The organism is Dorea sp. MB18-49, from assembly GCF_023669465.1.
Classification (GTDB): Bacteria; Bacillota; Clostridia; order Lachnospirales; family Lachnospiraceae; genus Dorea_A; species Dorea_A longicatena.
The window spans coordinates 14,720-31,918 of record NZ_JAMOYX010000036.1 but is presented as its reverse complement, the minus strand read 5'-3'; the positions used below and the strand labels follow the sequence as shown (position 1 = coordinate 31,918).

Annotated in this window: 17 protein-coding genes; 8 read left to right on the top strand and 9 right to left on the bottom strand. The window is 42.2% G+C overall.

Going from position 1 to position 17,199, the window contains the following annotated elements; genetic code table 11:
- The first annotated feature begins 413 nt into the window (after positions 1 to 413).
- From NCY30_RS10785 to NCY30_RS10750, 8 genes are all read left to right on the top strand, one after another.
- Entirely contained in the window at positions 414 to 1,589 is a 1,176-nt protein-coding gene (locus NCY30_RS10785) for a MarR family transcriptional regulator (RefSeq protein ID WP_250818730.1), read from the top strand.
- Positions 1,590 to 1,591: 2 nt separating this feature from the next.
- A complete protein-coding gene (locus NCY30_RS10780) occupies positions 1,592 to 2,122 on the top strand; it encodes a hypothetical protein (protein ID WP_005333547.1) in 531 nt (176 codons plus the stop codon).
- Between the two features lie 132 nt (positions 2,123 to 2,254).
- Entirely contained in the window at positions 2,255 to 3,103 is an 849-nt protein-coding gene (locus NCY30_RS10775) for a MerR family transcriptional regulator (RefSeq protein ID WP_005333545.1), read from the top strand.
- A gap of 328 nt (positions 3,104 to 3,431) precedes the next feature.
- Complete coding sequence (locus tag NCY30_RS10770; RefSeq protein ID WP_117470886.1) at positions 3,432 to 3,959, top strand: DUF5697 family protein; 528 nt, start codon at positions 3,432 to 3,434, stop codon at positions 3,957 to 3,959.
- A gap of 6 nt (positions 3,960 to 3,965) precedes the next feature.
- Positions 3,966 to 4,667: a DUF6100 family protein gene (locus tag NCY30_RS10765; RefSeq protein WP_195949393.1), complete on the top strand. Its 702-nt coding sequence runs from the start codon at positions 3,966 to 3,968 to the stop codon at positions 4,665 to 4,667.
- A 109-nt stretch (positions 4,668 to 4,776) separates the two neighbouring features.
- A complete protein-coding gene (locus tag NCY30_RS10760; RefSeq protein WP_250818729.1) occupies positions 4,777 to 5,883 on the top strand; it encodes a hypothetical protein in 1,107 nt (368 codons plus the stop codon).
- Entirely contained in the window at positions 5,873 to 7,843 is a 1,971-nt protein-coding gene (locus tag NCY30_RS10755) for a VirD4-like conjugal transfer protein, CD1115 family (protein WP_250818728.1), read from the top strand. Before NCY30_RS10760 ends, NCY30_RS10755 begins: the two co-directional genes overlap by 11 nt.
- A gap of 19 nt (positions 7,844 to 7,862) precedes the next feature.
- Entirely contained in the window at positions 7,863 to 8,786 is a 924-nt protein-coding gene (locus NCY30_RS10750) for a S1 RNA-binding domain-containing protein (protein ID WP_023921587.1), read from the top strand.
- Positions 8,787 to 9,281: 495 nt separating this feature from the next.
- On the opposite strand, the gene NCY30_RS10745 is transcribed toward NCY30_RS10750, so the two are convergent.
- The 9 genes from NCY30_RS10745 to NCY30_RS10705 form a co-directional block, all read right to left on the bottom strand.
- Positions 9,282 to 11,738 (bottom strand): ABC transporter permease, encoded by a 2,457-nt coding sequence (locus NCY30_RS10745; RefSeq protein ID WP_227338367.1) that lies wholly within the window; start codon positions 11,736 to 11,738, stop codon positions 9,282 to 9,284.
- 5 nt (positions 11,739 to 11,743) lie between these two features.
- Positions 11,744 to 12,415 (bottom strand): ABC transporter ATP-binding protein, encoded by a 672-nt coding sequence (locus NCY30_RS10740; RefSeq protein WP_172676439.1) that lies wholly within the window; start codon positions 12,413 to 12,415, stop codon positions 11,744 to 11,746.
- Positions 12,416 to 12,510: 95 nt separating this feature from the next.
- Positions 12,511 to 13,764 carry a sensor histidine kinase gene (locus tag NCY30_RS10735; RefSeq protein ID WP_005333534.1) on the bottom strand — a complete coding sequence of 418 codons (1,254 nt, stop codon included), beginning with the start codon at positions 13,762 to 13,764 and terminating at the stop codon, positions 12,511 to 12,513.
- Positions 13,737 to 14,411: a response regulator transcription factor gene (locus NCY30_RS10730; protein WP_005333533.1), complete on the bottom strand. Its 675-nt coding sequence runs from the start codon at positions 14,409 to 14,411 to the stop codon at positions 13,737 to 13,739. The genes NCY30_RS10735 and NCY30_RS10730 overlap by 28 nt, the downstream gene beginning before the upstream one ends.
- A 225-nt stretch (positions 14,412 to 14,636) precedes the next feature.
- Positions 14,637 to 15,020, bottom strand: coding sequence for a hypothetical protein (locus NCY30_RS10725; RefSeq protein WP_226850873.1), 384 nt, complete (start codon positions 15,018 to 15,020; stop codon positions 14,637 to 14,639).
- 55 nt (positions 15,021 to 15,075) lie between these two features.
- Complete coding sequence (locus NCY30_RS10720) at positions 15,076 to 15,309, bottom strand: LPXTG cell wall anchor domain-containing protein (protein ID WP_005333531.1); 234 nt, start codon at positions 15,307 to 15,309, stop codon at positions 15,076 to 15,078.
- A gap of 61 nt (positions 15,310 to 15,370) precedes the next feature.
- On the bottom strand, positions 15,371 to 15,700 hold the full coding sequence (locus tag NCY30_RS10715; protein ID WP_022415592.1) for a DUF1648 domain-containing protein: 330 nt from the start codon (positions 15,698 to 15,700) through the stop codon (positions 15,371 to 15,373).
- An 85-nt stretch (positions 15,701 to 15,785) separates the two neighbouring features.
- Positions 15,786 to 16,499 carry a hypothetical protein gene (locus NCY30_RS10710; protein ID WP_005333529.1) on the bottom strand — a complete coding sequence of 238 codons (714 nt, stop codon included), beginning with the start codon at positions 16,497 to 16,499 and terminating at the stop codon, positions 15,786 to 15,788.
- 155 nt (positions 16,500 to 16,654) lie between these two features.
- The gene (locus NCY30_RS10705) at positions 16,655 to 16,966 is read right to left on the bottom strand and encodes a helix-turn-helix domain-containing protein (RefSeq protein WP_179960461.1); all 312 of its coding nucleotides are present in this window, start codon (positions 16,964 to 16,966) and stop codon (positions 16,655 to 16,657) included.
- Positions 16,967 to 17,199 lie beyond the last annotated feature (233 nt).

Below are 17,199 nucleotides of genomic sequence, written 5' to 3'. Positions count from 1 at the left end.
ACCTGCTATATGTTTTTTGATATTCTAATATTAGTTATATTATATCTTTTACATGTTACCCGTAATTCTCCAAAATATAATTATAAGGCTCAGAACCTACTATTATGTAGATTCTGAACCTTAGTCATATTCTGGCTATTCATTTTTACAAAAACTGAATAATAAGGTTTGTGGACAAACATTTACATTATTCAAACTCCAGATTGACAGTACGGAGTATTAACGCATATAGACGATTTTAAAGGCTTTTTAACCAGTTAAGAGCAACATAGCCACATAATCTAAATTTTAAAAATGCAATAAAAATGCAATGAGTGACACGACTACTTGCTATACTTCCATCGGCTTCTTCTTGATACCAACACTATGAAAAGTCCGATTACAATTAAATATACTTTGAAAGGAAGATCACCATGAATTACAAATTAGAACTCAAACAAATCGTGGAATTTCCACGCTGTCGCATTTACCGTGACTTCATACAAACTTTAATCACTACCAAGAGCATCCGAACTACCGGGGGCTCTTTTCTTTTTTATTATCTGGTATTATGCTCCTATGCAAATTACCGCACATCCTACCGCAGGATGGAACACATTACCTATACCATTGGTCCGGGAGAGTGGATCTGCACAGTCACAGATCTTCAGGAAAGGTTTCGCTGCCGTTTCCAACATCAAGTGTTGTCCATCCTTCGATTTTTTGAAGAGCAGAATTACATTACCTACTCTCTTCTCGGCAAAAACCGCCTGGTCAAATTCAAAATATCAGACTGGCCCAAAGACAATACTGTATTGGAATACAACTATCCCTGTAAAAAAGATACAGGGTTTTTCTTTTTCCCGATTGCCAAAGTTCACGAACTAATTGGCATTGGAAAATGCTCGGAAATGGATGTTCTTCTGGATCTGTGGATTCATGCAGTTTACAACGATTCCTCTGTCCTGGGATCTGATTCCGGTCCCATTGTCTATTACCGGGATAATACCGGAAATCCCCTTACCAGCTTTAATGAACTGGGTGAAAGGTGGAGTCTGTCAAAGGCATCGGTATCACGACTCTTGAAGAAACTGGAGGAAAAAGAATACATTACACTTATCTCATTTACAGGAAAACACGGAAGCGTAATTTATCTCAACAATTACCTGTCCGTGATGTTTAATATCAGCGACGTTATGATTGACAAGGAGGAGATCGCTATGAAGATGCAATTACCAATCCATGTACCTGAAGAAATCACTATTGAGGATTCTGCTTCTGTTAGCGTTTCAGAAACTGTCACAGACTCACAAATCACCGTTACAAAAAATGATTCCTGCGTTCCAGATTCACACATGAAATTTATCGTGCAAAAAGTCGCAGAACTATTGGATTCACAAGGGATTCCATGTTGCCACTGCTCCAAAACCCGCTATATATTATCTCCATTATCAGCCTGCAAAGATATATTTAATACATTTACTCTAAATATTATCTGTCCCTACGGAAATGCCGCTTATCGGTTTGAGTTGTCCGTAAGTCCGGGGGATGAGTCTGCCCAAAAGATGCCTGCCGTGGCAGAGCCTTCTGCACTGAAAGGGGGGGAATAGACATGGCAAACCGCAATACACAGGGATTTCCTTCACCCGAAGAAGATCCACGTTTTCACGACACCTATCAGTTTTTACGCAGATACCGAGATGCAACCTACAGCCTGAAGGTAGTCGTACACCAGATGGAGCACCAGTTTAAGCTCCAATACGACAATGACATCGACAAATTTCTGGACTCCATCTATGCTGCCGGGGCTGATCTTACCGGAAGCGACATCGAACAACGGGCAAAAAGTATTGCCAGAAGCAACCAGATGCTGAAGCTTTTGGAATCATCCATCGATCTCCTCCGGAACAATCACAAGCATGGGGAACAGTATTACTGGATTCTCTACTACGCTTTTCTCTCTCCACAGGAAATGAAAAATACAGATGAGATATTGGATAAGCTGGCTCACCACATCACCAATATTTCCTACCGCACCTATTACCGGAAACGCAGGGCTGCGATTGAAGCACTCAGTACCATCCTTTGGGGATTTACTGCAAAAGAGACATTGGATACGCTCAACAAGTTCTTTCCAGAGTAATACATATCGCCTATCTTCTCGGCTTTTCGTAATATCATAAAAATGTTATACTAAAAAATGCAAAATATATATTGACTCTCACGGAACGTCATAGCGTACAGTTATCTTATCAGGAACAGGAGGTCAGCAACTATGAGGACAGTCAAAGAAATATCAGAACTTACAGGTATCAGCGTTCGCACGCTTCACTATTACGATGAAATCGGGCTTTTAAAACCAACACAAAAAAGTGATGCGGGATACCGGCTTTATGACGATAGGGCATTGGAAATATTACAGCAGATTCTGTTTTTCCGTGAGTTTGACATTCCTTTGAAAGAAATCAAAGCTGTTCTGGAGAATCCTGCTCTTGAAAGGAACCAGATCTTGCAAATGCAGAGAAAAATGTTGGTAGCAAAGAAAGAACGTATGGAACATCTGATTGCCAGCATTGATGATATCCTGAAAGGAGAGAATAAAATGGATTTTGCGATTTTTAGTAAAACGGAAGTTGAAGAAATGTTCCAAACTATGTTTGAACATATGCCTGACAATATGAAAGAACTTGCTGTAAAAGAGTTTGGAAGCATTGAAGAATGGAAAAAGCATTATATTAAGACCGTTTCATCAGAAGAAATGCAGAAAGGCTATGCTAAAGTTGTTGAGTGGTATGGAGGAAAAGAGCAATTCCTGTCTGTTGCCAACAATCCTATTAGCAAAGAGGCTGCAGAAAGTTACAACCAACAATTTGACAATCTTTTATACAAATTAGCAGCTAAAAAAGTATGTTCACCAGATTCTTCTGAAGTAAGAGAACTTGTTTCCGAATACGGTTTTCTTATGAAACAACTTTCACAGATAAAGAAAGAACACGGTCTGATGGTTGCACAGGCTCAATATTACCGTAATGAAAAAATCAAACCTATGATAGATGAAAAATACGGCAATGGTACAGCCGAATTCTTCGCACAAGCTTTCGAAGCATTTTATAAAGACAAGTAATCATTAGAACTACACAAAAGCACAACAATACACCATGCAGGGAATCAAAATGGTTTCCTGCTTTTTTTATGCCAACCAGTGAAAATGGCACAGAAATGACCTGCTTCTGCGATTGAAGCGTAAAATTACCCATGCTACAATAGGTATTGCTTATAGTTTTCCTTATTTCCAGCACCCATAGATGGTGCTTTTTTTGTACCTGTAAATTCAATCGCTGACAGCAGGTTCTATGTACTTTGTACGTACACTATACTTACAATACCAAACGTATTCTGTACGTACAGCCATACATATAAAGTTTCCTATTATATATAGAAGGGAGTCAATCATGAAAACAAGGAACGAAATCTATCAAGGAGAGGGAGCCAAGCTCTTACGGTTCATTACCACTTACCATACTCTGAGGTATGACCAGGTTTTACAACTTTTCTCCCGACATGAGCAGTCTATCAAGTCATTGATTACCAGCCTCATCAAACAAGGGCGCATCATTTACGATAAAGAGCATGACCTTCTTTGTGACAGCCAGCAGTCTGCTGAGAATCCTGACTATGCTATAATTACATGCTTCTGGGTACTGCTGGATTTTAAGAAAGGTGTTGTATACCACACCAGTGGCGAATTTCCAATCAAGCTCAATTTCTTTTCGCAAGATGAACAATACGAAATCATCTATATCGGTGAAGAACAGGAGGCTCTGATCAATCATGTGATGGAAAGTATCCCATCAAATGGTTCCAAACGCCTGATTGTCTTAGAATCCGAAAGCCAGGCTGCCAAAATCACCATTGATGATGTAGCCGCTTACTGCCTTGTAAATGAATCCGGTGCTGTCAGTTACTACATGAGAAAGTAGGTTATTATGACGCAAAATACACCAACCATTTACCAGCGGCTTGAAAAACTGGAAGGGGAGCTGCAAAAACTGACGAATACCGTTTACGCTCTGAAGGTCACTGATATCCAGAATTATGATAAAAATTTTGAGGAACTGAGCGTCAGTGCTGCTCTTCGGGCGGAGCGGATTGCCTGCCAGATGCGTAACCTTGTCTGTCCGGCTCTCTCCCCAAATCAAGCAGCTTATCTTCCCAAAGCGGCAGATGCACAGGGAATGCGGATTGCAGAACAGCAGGGGATTCTCACCATTACGCTTCCCGGACTGCTTCCGAAACGAAGAGTCCACACAAACACTGCATTTCTCCTTGAACCGCTTAATTATATGCTTCGGGAGTATGTAAAACAAAATGCCCTGCCCCTCTATCGTGACTGCGTGATATGTTTCAGTCAAATATATGACAGGGAACTTCCTCAAAGACGTATCCGGGATTATGACAATCTGGAGTTTAAACAGATTCTGGATACACTTTGTACTTATGTTCTGACAGATGACAGCGGCTTTTTCTGTGATTCCTACTACACGACACAGCTTGGCTTAAAGGACTGTACACTGGTATCGGTTATGGAAAAAGCTGACTTTCCGAAATGGCTGCAGAACCAGAAAAATCATCACGAAAACATGTCGGAAAATCTCCTGACTTCTCAGGCAGAAATCCGACATCGGTAAGAACCACCGCAGGGAACTTTGTTTTCTTGCTTTTTTTATCTCCAAACCACCGGAGATTTACCCAAGTATAGGCTTGCATGGGTAAGAACTGAATTGAGGTGATGCTTATTTGATAAGACCTGACACTACGAAATACCGCTTACTGGAAATGATAGGGATGTGCGGGGAATTTCCCGCAGACCAGCTAAACAGACTCATCCCCAGTGCCTCCTATGCGGAAAAACTCATTACGGATTTGAAGGCAGAACACCTCATCCGTACCCACTACCGGGATGCTCTCAGAGGCTACCGGCTGACCAAAGCTGCGAAAGAGATGCTGTTATCTGTCTCGCCGCTGCGCTTCCAGTGCTATCTGACCGGCAATACCGAGACGAACCTCATCCGAAGTGAAGTATCCCGCCGTATCCGCTTACATCAGAAAGCCGAAACGTATCTGACACTCCTTCATGCCGGGATTCCCTTTTATCCGGATGTAAAACCTGACATCTTCTGTAATCACCGCGAAGCTGGTTCCATCGGTATGCGAAGCCTTCCTCTTTTTTACGCTTCCAGAGAAATTAAGGAACTGGGTCCGGAGACCACAAAGATTAGAAACTCCCGCAGCATGGGCATCCTGATGGCACCGCAATGTGTCTATGTCCTTTATAACACGGGAAACGGAGTCCTGAAATGGGAATATCGAACGGAAGTCCGCTTAAACGCCTATCTGCAACATTACCTGCAAGGCTACCCTTACAACGGACATCCACAGATCCGGGCAATCATGACCGGAACCGACATGGAAATGGCTTTCCGGCTGTTTACCAGTACCGGAGGCTACAAAAAGAGCCTGTTTATGCTGGACACCTCCTTCGAGCATTTCCATTACCTTCCCAATACTCCGGAAGGGGAAGTGCTTTTAAAACTGCTGGTTCACCCTGAGATCATGGAAAAGCTGGACAACCTCCTGCTGTCCGATCTGGGCTGCCGCAGCGATTCAATTCCACTGGAACATGATGCCACGGATGCTTCCGGGAACCCCATCCTTCTTGCTTATGATTTTGACATGCAGCGAATCAACCGGTTCAATACCGGCTTAAATGTATACGGCAGATCCGGGAACCTGATCTGTTTCGATTTTCAGATTCCGGTCCTGAAAAAATACTTAACTGCCACAATCCATTTCTCCAGTATTGACCTTTGCAAATTCAAAAGGGGGTTTTTACATGAACCGTAAATGGTGGAAGCTCATTTATATGCTTCCGATCACCTTCTGCACCCTCTATGCAGGAGGCTATGTTGCTCAATTTATCCGCAACTATCAGACCTGGGAATCTGCCGGCAATTTTGCCGGAAACGGAACTGCCCCGCAGATCCCCTCCCCGCACCCGCTCGCCTGTCTGGATGCCCTGACTGCTTTCCCGTACAATCTGTATGGGATTTTTCTATGTCTGGCAGCTTTTGGACTCCTGACCTTCCTTCTCATGCGTATGGGATTTGACCGGAACGGGGAAATAACAGACCGGGGCCGGAACCTGAATTATTCCACAAAGGGAACCTATGGGACTTCCGGTTTTATGACTTTGGAGGAAATGCATCAGGTACTGGAGCTTACGAATGATGTCAAGAAACACAAGGGAACCATTCTTGGAAAACTGAACGGAAAAGCCGTTTGTCTCCCGAAGGATACCCGCATGAACCGGAATATTGCCGTTTACGGTGCCAGCGGTTCCATGAAAAGCCGGGCCTTTGCACGCAACATGATCTTCCAGTGTGTTGCCCGCGGGGAAAGCCTCATCATCACCGATCCAAAATCGGAATTGTACGAAAGTACAGCCACTTACCTTGAGAATGCCGGATATATCGTGAAATCCTTTAATCTTGTAAACCCGGAAAACTCGGATAGCTGGAATTGTCTGGGTGAAATTGGCGGACAGGAAACCATGGCACAAGTATTTGCTGATGTCATCATCCAGAATACCGGTTCTGCCAAAGGCGATCACTTCTGGGACAATGCCGAGATGAACTTATTAAAAGCTCTGATTCTCTATGTGGATCAGGGATTCCCACCGGAGGCAAAGAATATCGGACAGGTATACAAACTCCTGACCATGAGTTCTGAAAAAGAACTGAACAGCCTCTTTGACCTGCTTCCGGTCTCCCATCCGGCAAAAGTCCCCTACTGCATCTATAAGCAGGCAAGTGACACGGTACGTTCCGGCGTCATCATCGGACTCGGTTCCAGACTTCAGGTATTCCAGAACAAGCTGATCCGCCAGATCACTTCCTATGATGAGATCAACCTGACGCTGCCGGGAAAAGAAAAATGTGCATACTTCTGCATCACTTCGGATCAAGACAGCACTTTTGATTTTCTTTCTTCCCTGTTTATGACCTTCGTATTTATCAAACTGGTCCGTTATGCAGACACCTATGGGGAAGATGGAAAACTGCCGGTTCCGGTACATATCCTGGCTGATGAGCTGGCGAATACGGGAGCAATCCTATCGCTCAACAAAAAGATTTCCGTGATCCGAAGTCGAAACCTCAGTATTTCCTGCATTTTCCAGAACCTGCCTCAGATGCAGAACCGGTATCCCTTAAACCAATGGCAGGAAATCATCGGGAACTGCGACACTCAGCTATTTTTAGGCTGTACGGATGAGGTAACTGCTACATTTATCTCTAACCGCTCCGGTGATGTGACCGTTGGTGTCAGCAGCGAAGCCAAACAATTAAATAGCTGGAGGGTATCCGATTATACACCAGAATACCGCCAGACCAGATCCATCGGGAAACGAAAGCTCTTAACTCCGGATGAGATCCTACGCCTGCCTCTGGATACCGCACTGATTATCCTGCGTGGCCAGAAAGTCCTGCAGGTAGAAAAATACGATTACACCCTGCACCCGGATGCCAAAAAACTCATTTCCCGGAAGGCTTCCGAGCATATTCCGGAATGGAGAAAAGGAGCATGTAGTGAAGAATATACGTACACTCCAACTATTCCTGCTTCCCACCCGAAAAAAACCGCTTCTTATGGAAAGCAGAAAAAGAAAAAAGCTGAACCGCACTTTGACCAGCAAAGCGTTTATCAGGAACCTGGCTATCACGATTTCCCGGATGACTTCTCAGCAGATAACTATCCGGATCACACAGACATGGTTCCTTTAGATAAAGATTCTATCATGTCATAATTTGAAAGGAGACACTATGATGCCAAACGAAACAACCAACACACCTATTTTAACTCTGGATTCCGATGCGAAGCTGGAAACAGCCCAGTCCATTTCAGACCTTACCTGGCATGAGATCCAGAATGCCTACCGTACCCGCCGGATCTTAACCGGAATGCTTGGCGGTATCGAGAAAACAGAAAACGGCAGCCTCATTGCCGTGGTTTACTACAAGGATTTCCGTACTGTCATCCCAGTAACTGAGATGATGATCCATCTCATGCAGGATGAAGCACACGATTATGGGGAGCTTGCTCTGCGGCAGAACAAAATCCTCAACAATATGCTTGGATGTGAGATTGATTTTCTGATTAAGGGATTAGATCCGAAGACACGCAGCATTGTCGCCAGCCGGAAAGAAGCGATGCTGAAGAAACGCCAGATCTTCTATCTGGATAAAGATGCTTCCGGAATGCCGAAAGTTTATGAAGACCGTATCGTGCAGGCAAGAGTCATTGCTGTTGCGGAAAAGGTAGTCCGGGCAGAAATTTTCGGTGTGGAAACCTCCATTCTTGCCAGAGACCTGTCCTTCGACTGGATGGGTGATGCCAGAGAACGCTTCCAGGTAGGCGATCACATCCTGGTACGCATCCTGGATGTGCGGGCAGACTCACCGGAGCAGGTCATTGTCCACGCAGATGTCAAAAGTGTGGAAGGCAACACCAGCAAGGAAAACATGAAAAAATGTAAGATTCAGGGAAAATACGCCGGAACTGTGGAAGACATCCATAAAGGCACCGTCTTTGTCCGGCTCTCCATCGGTGTCAATGCCATTGCCCACTCCTGCTATGACAGCCGGACAGTCGGGAAAAAGGATCAGGTATCCTTTGTGGTGACGCATATTGATGAAGAGCGTAATGTTGCCCTCGGCATCATCACCCGCATCATCAAGCAGACCATATAAGGCTTCCACCTTATTTTTAAATAGCTTTTTTTCATATACAGCACCAATTAGTCCAGCAAATACTCACGATACAGCTACATAAGGTGACAGAATAAAGTATTTTTCAGACCATTACCTTATTGTACTGAAAACGGTAACGTGTTATACTGATTCGGTATTACTGAACCGGAAAGACGGATGCATTTCGATTTTGCCCTCTAGTATCCAAGGAGGGTGATGCCCATGAATACAATGGAAGTATTGACTTTACTATTGGTAATTTTTGCGGCTTTGACTTATATAGATCGACATAATAAGAAATAGCATCCACGACCCTAGGAAAGTTTTGGATGCTATGACTTATACATAGAATATAAAATTTAACTGAGGGCATCAGATTTTGCATCTGAATACCTTTCTTGAGTTCATTATACACTGGGGGATTTGAGAAATCAAGTCCCCCTTTTTATTATGACATTGATTAGTATCTGCATTAAACATCAGAAATTTATATTCTTACTCACTGAAACGAATTCTCTCTATCAATGAATCTTTCCTTACTGACTTTGCAATGAATATTGCCAATAACATCTGTATCACAAACAATGTTAAAATTATAATAATAGCTGCTGTTACCGGATAATGGTATGTGCTGATATCAAACATTCCTGTACGCTTTGCATATAAAAACAACGGATATCCTGCAAGACTTCCCACTCCGATACTGATAATAAGAGTGCCTACTGTATAGAATATACCTTCCAACTGGAGCATCTTCATCAACTGACGGTCCGACATTCCGATTGCCTGCATCATGCCAAGCTCCTTTTTTCGCACATGGACACTATTGATCATTGTGTTAATCAAGTTCATAATGCTGATTGCTGCCAGAATGATGATAAATGCATAACATGCACCTCTAGTCATCTGTATGGCATTTTCCCATGTATCGTACTCATTCTTCCAGGTACGCATCTGCAGTCTGCCTGATCCATCCACAATAGCCTGTAGAGATGCTTCCAGTGCCTCATCATAATCCTTATCTGCAATCACCTGAAAATAGCTGGAAGAATTATTTATGGTAAGTTTCTCTGCCCCTTCTTTTGCCATGATAAGACAGTTATAGTTTGTCAGACCTGTTCCATATTCACCAATTGCTGCCACTTCAATCTCTTTTTGAAAGGTATTATCTCCATCATGAATATTGAGTTTCAGCTTATCTCCCACTTTAATATCTGGATACCAGTGAAGTAGCGCGCGGTCCAGAATCACTTTATCCCCGGATTTCAATTCCTCGTATGTGACATTGCCTTCAGTGATTCCTTTTTTCAGCTCTTCTGCGTATTCTTCCGGCACTCCATTGATAAATTCGGTTCCAATTTTTTCTTCAAAAGGTCCTCCTGATACCTTCAACGCGGTAAACACATCTACCCGCTCAACACCGTCAAGCTCCTCTATCTGCTGCTTTAGTCCTTCATTTAATGGATTATTCTTTTGAACCTCCGCCCATTCATATTCAGGATGCTCTTTATTCCCGGATTCCACAATTGGAGAAATCTCATATTGCCCCACAATCGAACTCTTTGCACTTTCCATCGGATTTGCACAAGACAGCACCGTTGCTACCATCATGACAAATATTCCGGTAACGGCCATAGATACAATCGTGATAGTACTCTTCTTTTTATTCTCTGCAAGATTTCTCTTGGTCAGTCGTCCGATATTCAGAAATTGATATCCCTTCCTGCTGCTTTTCTGTCGCTTACTGCCTCCCTGGTAACGCATAGCTTCTATTTCTGATACCTTCGCCGCCATACGCATAGGCTTCATCAGTGACAGATACACTGTACACAGAGTCACTGCAATTGCCAACAGATAAATCCACCAATAATAAAGTTGGACTTCTCCTTTAGCTACAACCTTGTATGCCTCTGTTATAAGTACGTTTGAATCCTTTGCATGTTCTACAAACTGGAGAAGTACAACTTTCACAGCAACTGTTCCGATCAAAAGTCCTATCGGAATGGCAAACAACGCCACTCCCATTCCCTCTCTTAGTACGATTTGTCTAAGCTGCCGTTTCGTAGCCCCGATTGCCTTTAACTTTCCAAATTCCCGAACCCTCTGGTTCATAGATACATAATAAACACTATAAATTGTGATAATGCCCGCCAATACAACAATAAGCATGATTCCTACAATCACCGGAATTGTAGCCGGATCCACATAATTTGCTGCAAGATACTCTTTATTAATATTCATGTCATCCTCGGAAATCCCGAACTGTCTGGCAATATTCTGTATCGTCTCTGTATAATCTGCAGTCGTATTTCCTTTCTGTCCATTCACCTGAAGTAAAAACCGATATTTCACCTGTTCTACCGGTATCTCCGCTTTCAGAAAGGCCTCTGAAACCAATGATGTATATTGTTTTTGTTCTTTGCTGCTCTCATTATCTGCTAAAAAACCACAGATTCGAAAGTCTTTCTCCTTCGTATAATCCAGTCCGTCATCTTTCAGAATCTGATAAGGTACTGTGATAGTGTCACCGATTTTCCCATTCTGTCCTAATGCTTCCAGTATTCCTTTTGAAACCACAATATCATTTTCTTTCTGCGGAAGTTGCCCCTCTTTCAGCTTCACTTTATAAAGTTCCATCCCTGTTCTGTCCATATACATCATGGAAACCGTCGCATCTTCCAGATTCATGTACCCCGCATCGCTGCGGAGTCCGTAAGTTTTCACATCATGATGTGCCGCCAGTTTCATAACTGTACTCTCGTCCACGTTCCGATAAAGGGCATGCCATGTTGGATAAATCTTATTGATTACCGCAAAGTTCACTTCCACCATATCTTTTCCGATTGATGGGATTACGAACAGCAGTAATGTTGTCAGGATAATGGCAATTCCAATCAGTATGTTTTTGCTCTTATAATGCCGCATATTGCAATATGCAACTCTGGTCGTCATCTTCATTATCTTCTCACCGCCTTGCCATCTTCAATGATAATCATTTCATCCGCCATCTGGGCAATCGTTTCATCATGGGTAATCATGATAAGCGTCTGCCCGAAATCCGACACGCAGCTTTTCAATAGGCTCATAACCTCTAGCTCAGTCTGGGAATCAAGGTTTCCCGTCGGCTCATCCGCCAAAATTATCGCCGGTCTTGTCACCAATGCCCTGGCTATCGCAGTTCTCTGTTTCTGTCCACCAGACAAAGCAGACGGCATCGCATCTTTCTTATCCTGCAGTCCGATTTTTTTGAGAATATCTTCCACTTCCCGCGGCTTTACCTTGCGATTATCAAGTCCCAGCGGAAGAACGATATTCTCCCACACATTCAGCGATGGAATCAGATTAAAATCCTGAAAGATAAATCCTATCTTCTTTCTTCGAAACTGTGCCAGTTTATCATCTTTTCGAGAATAGATATCGGTTCCATCAATCCATACTTTGCCGGAATCCGGTCTGTCAAGCCCTCCAATCAGATGCAGAAGTGTAGATTTTCCGGAGCCGGAACGTCCTACGATAGCTGTAAACTTGCCTCTCTCTATCTGTAAACTTGTATGATCCACGGCTCTCACCTGATTCTCGCCTTCTCCATAATACTTTACTAGATCTTCTACTTTTAAAATACTACTCATATCTTCAAGTCCCCTTTCCATTTCATACCCCTACTATAACATTCCTGCATTACAAAACCCTTACAACAACCATAACAGTTTTGTAAGGGTTCCGACTATTCTCCTATTATGAGCGGCAGTGTCACTTTAAATATCATACCTTTCTCAGCCTTTCTTTTGGCTGCTATTGTCCCCCCCTGTTCTTCTATGATCTTTCTGGCAAGATACAGACCGACACCCGCTCCGTCTTTTACCTGTTCCTTTGCTTTCCTTCCCCGGTAAAATCTCTGATAGATCTTATGCAGTTCCTCCGCAGGAATGCCCATTCCTTCATCTTCTACTTCAATAAGCACATTGCTTGCTAGCTCCTGCGTCCTCACTGTAATCGTTGTATGTTCCGGTGAATATTTGACTGCATTCTCAAGGATATTCGTTAATGCTTCTACCGTCCATTTTGAATCATGGTTCACAACTATATCATCATCCATCTCCACCTGAATGGAAATATCTTTTCCTCTTGCCTTCATATAAATCTGACTGACAGCCTCTGTTAGCGTTTTCTTCAGGCTTTCATGAAGCGAATGTATCTGGATCATATGTGTTTCCAGCCTTGAAAGATTTACCAGTTCATTCAAGAGCTGTTCCAGTTTGGTAAGTTCCTGTGATTCCTGCTCCAGAAACTCCCTCTGTTCTTCTCCTGTAACCCGATTTTCTGCCACCAGCTCATGACTCATCCGGAGTGATGCAAGCGGAGTCTTCAACTGATGGGAAATATCTGTAATCAGACTCTTCGTACCATTTTCTTCCTGCTCCAGACGTTCCTTCAAATCTTCGAAATATTGCCCCAGCTCCTTTACAGATTCCCACACCTTTAACCATTGTTCCGATTCTGATGTTTCTTCAGGATATGTTTGGAATTTTCCTTTTCTGAATTCCTGCAGACATTCATATAATTGCTGTAATTGTTCCTCATCACCGTATCTGCTCCAGTTTTTTCTTCGGTCCAGGTACAAGAACAGGCTACATACTATGACTCCCACTAGTAATCCAATTCCCCAGATAATCCTTATAACCACATCTGAAGATCCACTCCCTGAGTGATAACCATAAGTTTCTTCCAGCATCTGTACGACTCTTTCTATCTTCTGATCGTCCCGGTCTCTTATAAAATCTACTGTTCCTGACTTTTCCCAGATTGCAACTATTTCCCCTTCCAGTTCAGGATGTTCTGCAAGGAGCAGTGCTATCTGCGTTGCTTTCGCATTTTCCTCATACTTTGTTATCAGATACATTCCTACTGTAAAAAATACTGCAAAGATTACATATACGATAAAATACCGTTTTAATTTTTGTTTACCTTTCCGGTCCATATATATCCCAGTCCTCTCACATTCGCTATCTCTTCTGTTCCAAGTTTATTCTTCAGTCTGCTTATATTGACAGTAACCGTATTATCATCGACAAATTGACCGTCTATATCCCATACATGCTCCAGGATACTTTCTTTTGAAACAATCTGTCCTGCATTCTCCCAGAGATACAGCAACAGAGAGAATTCTTTCTTACTTAAAGTAACTGGTTCATCCCCTTTATACACCTGCATCGTTTTCATATGCACCGTAATCTCTCCGGAAGACATAATCTGTGCCTGTACCTTAGAAAGCCGTCTCATCAATGCGTTCACCTTCGACACCAAAGCCATCAGTGAAAATGGTTTGGTAATATAATCATCTGCCCCTGTATCATAACCATTTACAATATCTATTTCCTGATCCAAAGCCGTAAGATAGATAAGATATGTATCTCCACCTGCACGTACCATCCTTCCAAAATCCAGTCCTGTACCATCCGGCAATGTAATATCGCTGATAACAAGAGCATAATCTCCTTTTTGAAATGCTTCTTTTGCTTCCTTTATTGTATAAACCTGACGAACCTCATACCCTTCCCGTGAAAGTAACAGGGCAATTCCCCGATTTAGATTCAAGTCATCCTCCAGTAATAATATTTTCTGCATCAAATACTCCACCTCTATTTGTAATAACCTGTTCTTTTATCATATCAGTCCTATCTTTTGTCTACAATAAAAATAAAATTAACATACATACTTTTCCTTCATATGTTCAAGGATTTCACCGGATACTGCTTCAGAAATCGATCAATCCATTTCTGATTGCTTCTCTGTAACATCCGAAGTCTGGATAAAAGCTGTAGACAACTGCAGCTCTATGTTACTAAAGTCCTATCCATCAATACAGGAGTTATAGAATGCCGTGAAGATACCGTCAAATTCCATTTCAATAATATGTAGGCTGTCCATTGTGTGCTCCAGATAAGTCAGTGTTCCTCTATCCAAATCTATACTCGGCTTTCCTAGTGAGTTTGCTATTACATCTGGATTTGTAATTCCAAACATCTCCTTTATATCCGGCATAAGATAATCCACGATATCCGGCAGCCTTTTCTCATACGCCTGTGCCAGTTCAACTGCATGCTTCTCATAATCGGAATGTATACTGTCACAGACAAATTCAATCCCGTTTATTTCCATCTTATAGTAATCATTATTCTCATCATAGACAAACGCTGTACCCTTACTTTTTTTATTTTTTTCCAAAATCCCCATGATATATCTACACTTTCCCGGTTCTTCCGCCATACACAGTCTAAAAAACTGTAACTTAATGCTTACGTTTGTAAAAAATAACTCCTGCCAAAATCAATAAAATAATTCCAACTACAATCATAAAAATAAAATTATCACCATTTAACTTCCCTGCTATGAAAATAGAAGTCGGGCCATCCGCACCACCAATAACAGAAACGGCTGTGTTTTCTTTCTGCTTCAGTACAATGCCAATGACTGCCAATACAATTCCTAAAATTCCGGCTATGATTCCCAATCGCTTTTTCATTGCTACCACCTCAAATCATTTTTATCTGCTCAATCAAATGTAAATTGTTATGCAAGTATTTCTATGCAAATGAAGCATAGATAACCCATATTTCTGCAAACATTACCAATAAAAGTACACCATCTATCATCCAATTAAACTGAATGTCCGTTAAGAAAGTTTTTGAATGTGTCAGGCAATATTTTACTTTTTCTCGTCCAGTCAAAAAAGTGATAAGCACTTGTAATATAGGAAATAAAAATATTTGTATTTTTCTTCCATAATCATCCGCAATCCCATTTGCAAAATGTACTGGAATAATACTCGGTAAGAAAAATATACTTACAAGAGCAAGCAAAAATCCTATTATACAAATTATCCATGTGAATTTTCTAGTATTGATAAATTTCATAACAATCCTTCTTTCTGCTAAATTCAAGTTTTTCCAATACATAACACGTACTTACATTATACTCCTCACCAATGCAAACCTCAATTTATTCTCCATCCTTTTTCCCGTTATTAAGCTTCGGGCAGTAAAATGCCTTTACTTCCACCCCATCTTCCTCCGACTCAATTTCCACATAATAATCCCGGATAAAGTATCCCGCATTATGCTCCTGAATGGCGTACAGCTCCAATGTCTGAAAATCCACCAGTACCAGATCACGGGGCTTGGGTTTTTGCGTTTCCTCACAGAATACCTCCATGCTTTCCACCAGCTTATCCAGGCATTCCTGACACAGATGGTTCTGTACTTTTTTCACATCGAAGATACTATCTTCCCCGTAATCCACCGATACTTCGGAAATCCCGTAATCCGACATCTGCTCCGTATGGAAAAAGCAGCCGCCTTCTCCTGTCCCGGTATAACCCATATGCCCGTTTCCCTGCGGGCCGGTAAGATTCCCGTCCTCATCATGATTCCGGATATGCATATCCATCACATACCAGTGATTGGTACAGATCACTCCCAGATCGTCAAACTTCCGGAAATAATCCATCATACTCCGTTCATCGCTTCCACACAGCCAGCACTGTTTTGGATCTTTCAGCTTGCTTTCTACTGATTCAGGCACCTTTCTTTCTACCGGGTGATATTCCTGCTCCTGTGTTTTTTCAAGATAACCTGTCAGATCCAGCCGGCTGATTCCCAGTCCGATCAGAATTCCTGACGCACATGCCAATAATCCCACATATCCCTTTTTCATATTATAGTCATCCTTTAAGAATTAGTTTTATAATGCTTTTAGGATTACTATATCAAATCTTGCAATCACTTTCATCATAAATCGCATATTTTTATGTGTTTTATTGCATATACAGCTTTCAAAAAAACTGCCTGCGGCAATTTCGCAGACAGCTTCTATTTCATCATCTCTTCAATTATCACATCCAGCATCCGAAGCACGCTTTCCTGCTTCTTCGGTGTGAGCCTTTCCAGCTTTCCTTCCACTACAGAAGTATGTTCCATTCTGGTAAGAGGAATCACTTCCTTCAGCACTTCATTCGGTTCCGCACCTAATACATTCAACAGCTTTACAAATGTTTCCATCGTAGGTGTTTTCACTTCCCGCTCAATCGCACCCAGATGGTTGGTACTGATATCCACCAGTTCAGCCAGTCTCTCCTGCGTAATTCCTGCCTCTTCCCTGTACCTGCGGATTGCCTTTCCCATTCCTTTCACACGCACACCTCCTCCTTCCAGTATTCACTAACGCTTAAAGCATTAGTCATGTAAATCCAGTATAATTGGTTGCAAATCACGCTTACAGTATCCATAAGGATTGCATTTATAACGCTTTTAGCGTTGGTCACATTTTTGGCACTCCATCGTCTGTAACTGGCACAGTCCTGCGATTGTAGCGGTAATTTACCCATGTTAAAATTGATATTGTCAAAATTATATGC

Coding starts and splice junctions, on each gene's coding strand:
- NCY30_RS10705 (WP_179960461.1), bottom strand. CDS start 16,966: ATGGGAAAGGCAATCCGCAGGTACAGGGAAGAGGCAGGAATTACGCAG.
- NCY30_RS10755 (WP_250818728.1), top strand. CDS start 5,873: ATGAACCGTAAATGGTGGAAGCTCATTTATATGCTTCCGATCACCTTC.
- NCY30_RS10745 (WP_227338367.1), bottom strand. CDS start 11,738: ATGACGACCAGAGTTGCATATTGCAATATGCGGCATTATAAGAGCAAA.
- NCY30_RS10710 (WP_005333529.1), bottom strand. CDS start 16,499: ATGAAAAAGGGATATGTGGGATTATTGGCATGTGCGTCAGGAATTCTG.
- NCY30_RS10735 (WP_005333534.1), bottom strand. CDS start 13,764: ATGGACCGGAAAGGTAAACAAAAATTAAAACGGTATTTTATCGTATAT.
- NCY30_RS10715 (WP_022415592.1), bottom strand. CDS start 15,700: ATGAAATTTATCAATACTAGAAAATTCACATGGATAATTTGTATAATA.
- NCY30_RS10775 (WP_005333545.1), top strand. CDS start 2,255: ATGAGGACAGTCAAAGAAATATCAGAACTTACAGGTATCAGCGTTCGC.
- NCY30_RS10785 (WP_250818730.1), top strand. CDS start 414: ATGAATTACAAATTAGAACTCAAACAAATCGTGGAATTTCCACGCTGT.
- NCY30_RS10765 (WP_195949393.1), top strand. CDS start 3,966: ATGACGCAAAATACACCAACCATTTACCAGCGGCTTGAAAAACTGGAA.
- NCY30_RS10750 (WP_023921587.1), top strand. CDS start 7,863: ATGCCAAACGAAACAACCAACACACCTATTTTAACTCTGGATTCCGAT.
- NCY30_RS10740 (WP_172676439.1), bottom strand. CDS start 12,415: ATGAGTAGTATTTTAAAAGTAGAAGATCTAGTAAAGTATTATGGAGAA.
- NCY30_RS10730 (WP_005333533.1), bottom strand. CDS start 14,411: ATGCAGAAAATATTATTACTGGAGGATGACTTGAATCTAAATCGGGGA.
- NCY30_RS10720 (WP_005333531.1), bottom strand. CDS start 15,309: ATGAAAAAGCGATTGGGAATCATAGCCGGAATTTTAGGAATTGTATTG.
- NCY30_RS10780 (WP_005333547.1), top strand. CDS start 1,592: ATGGCAAACCGCAATACACAGGGATTTCCTTCACCCGAAGAAGATCCA.
- NCY30_RS10725 (WP_226850873.1), bottom strand. CDS start 15,020: ATGGGGATTTTGGAAAAAAATAAAAAAAGTAAGGGTACAGCGTTTGTC.
- NCY30_RS10770 (WP_117470886.1), top strand. CDS start 3,432: ATGAAAACAAGGAACGAAATCTATCAAGGAGAGGGAGCCAAGCTCTTA.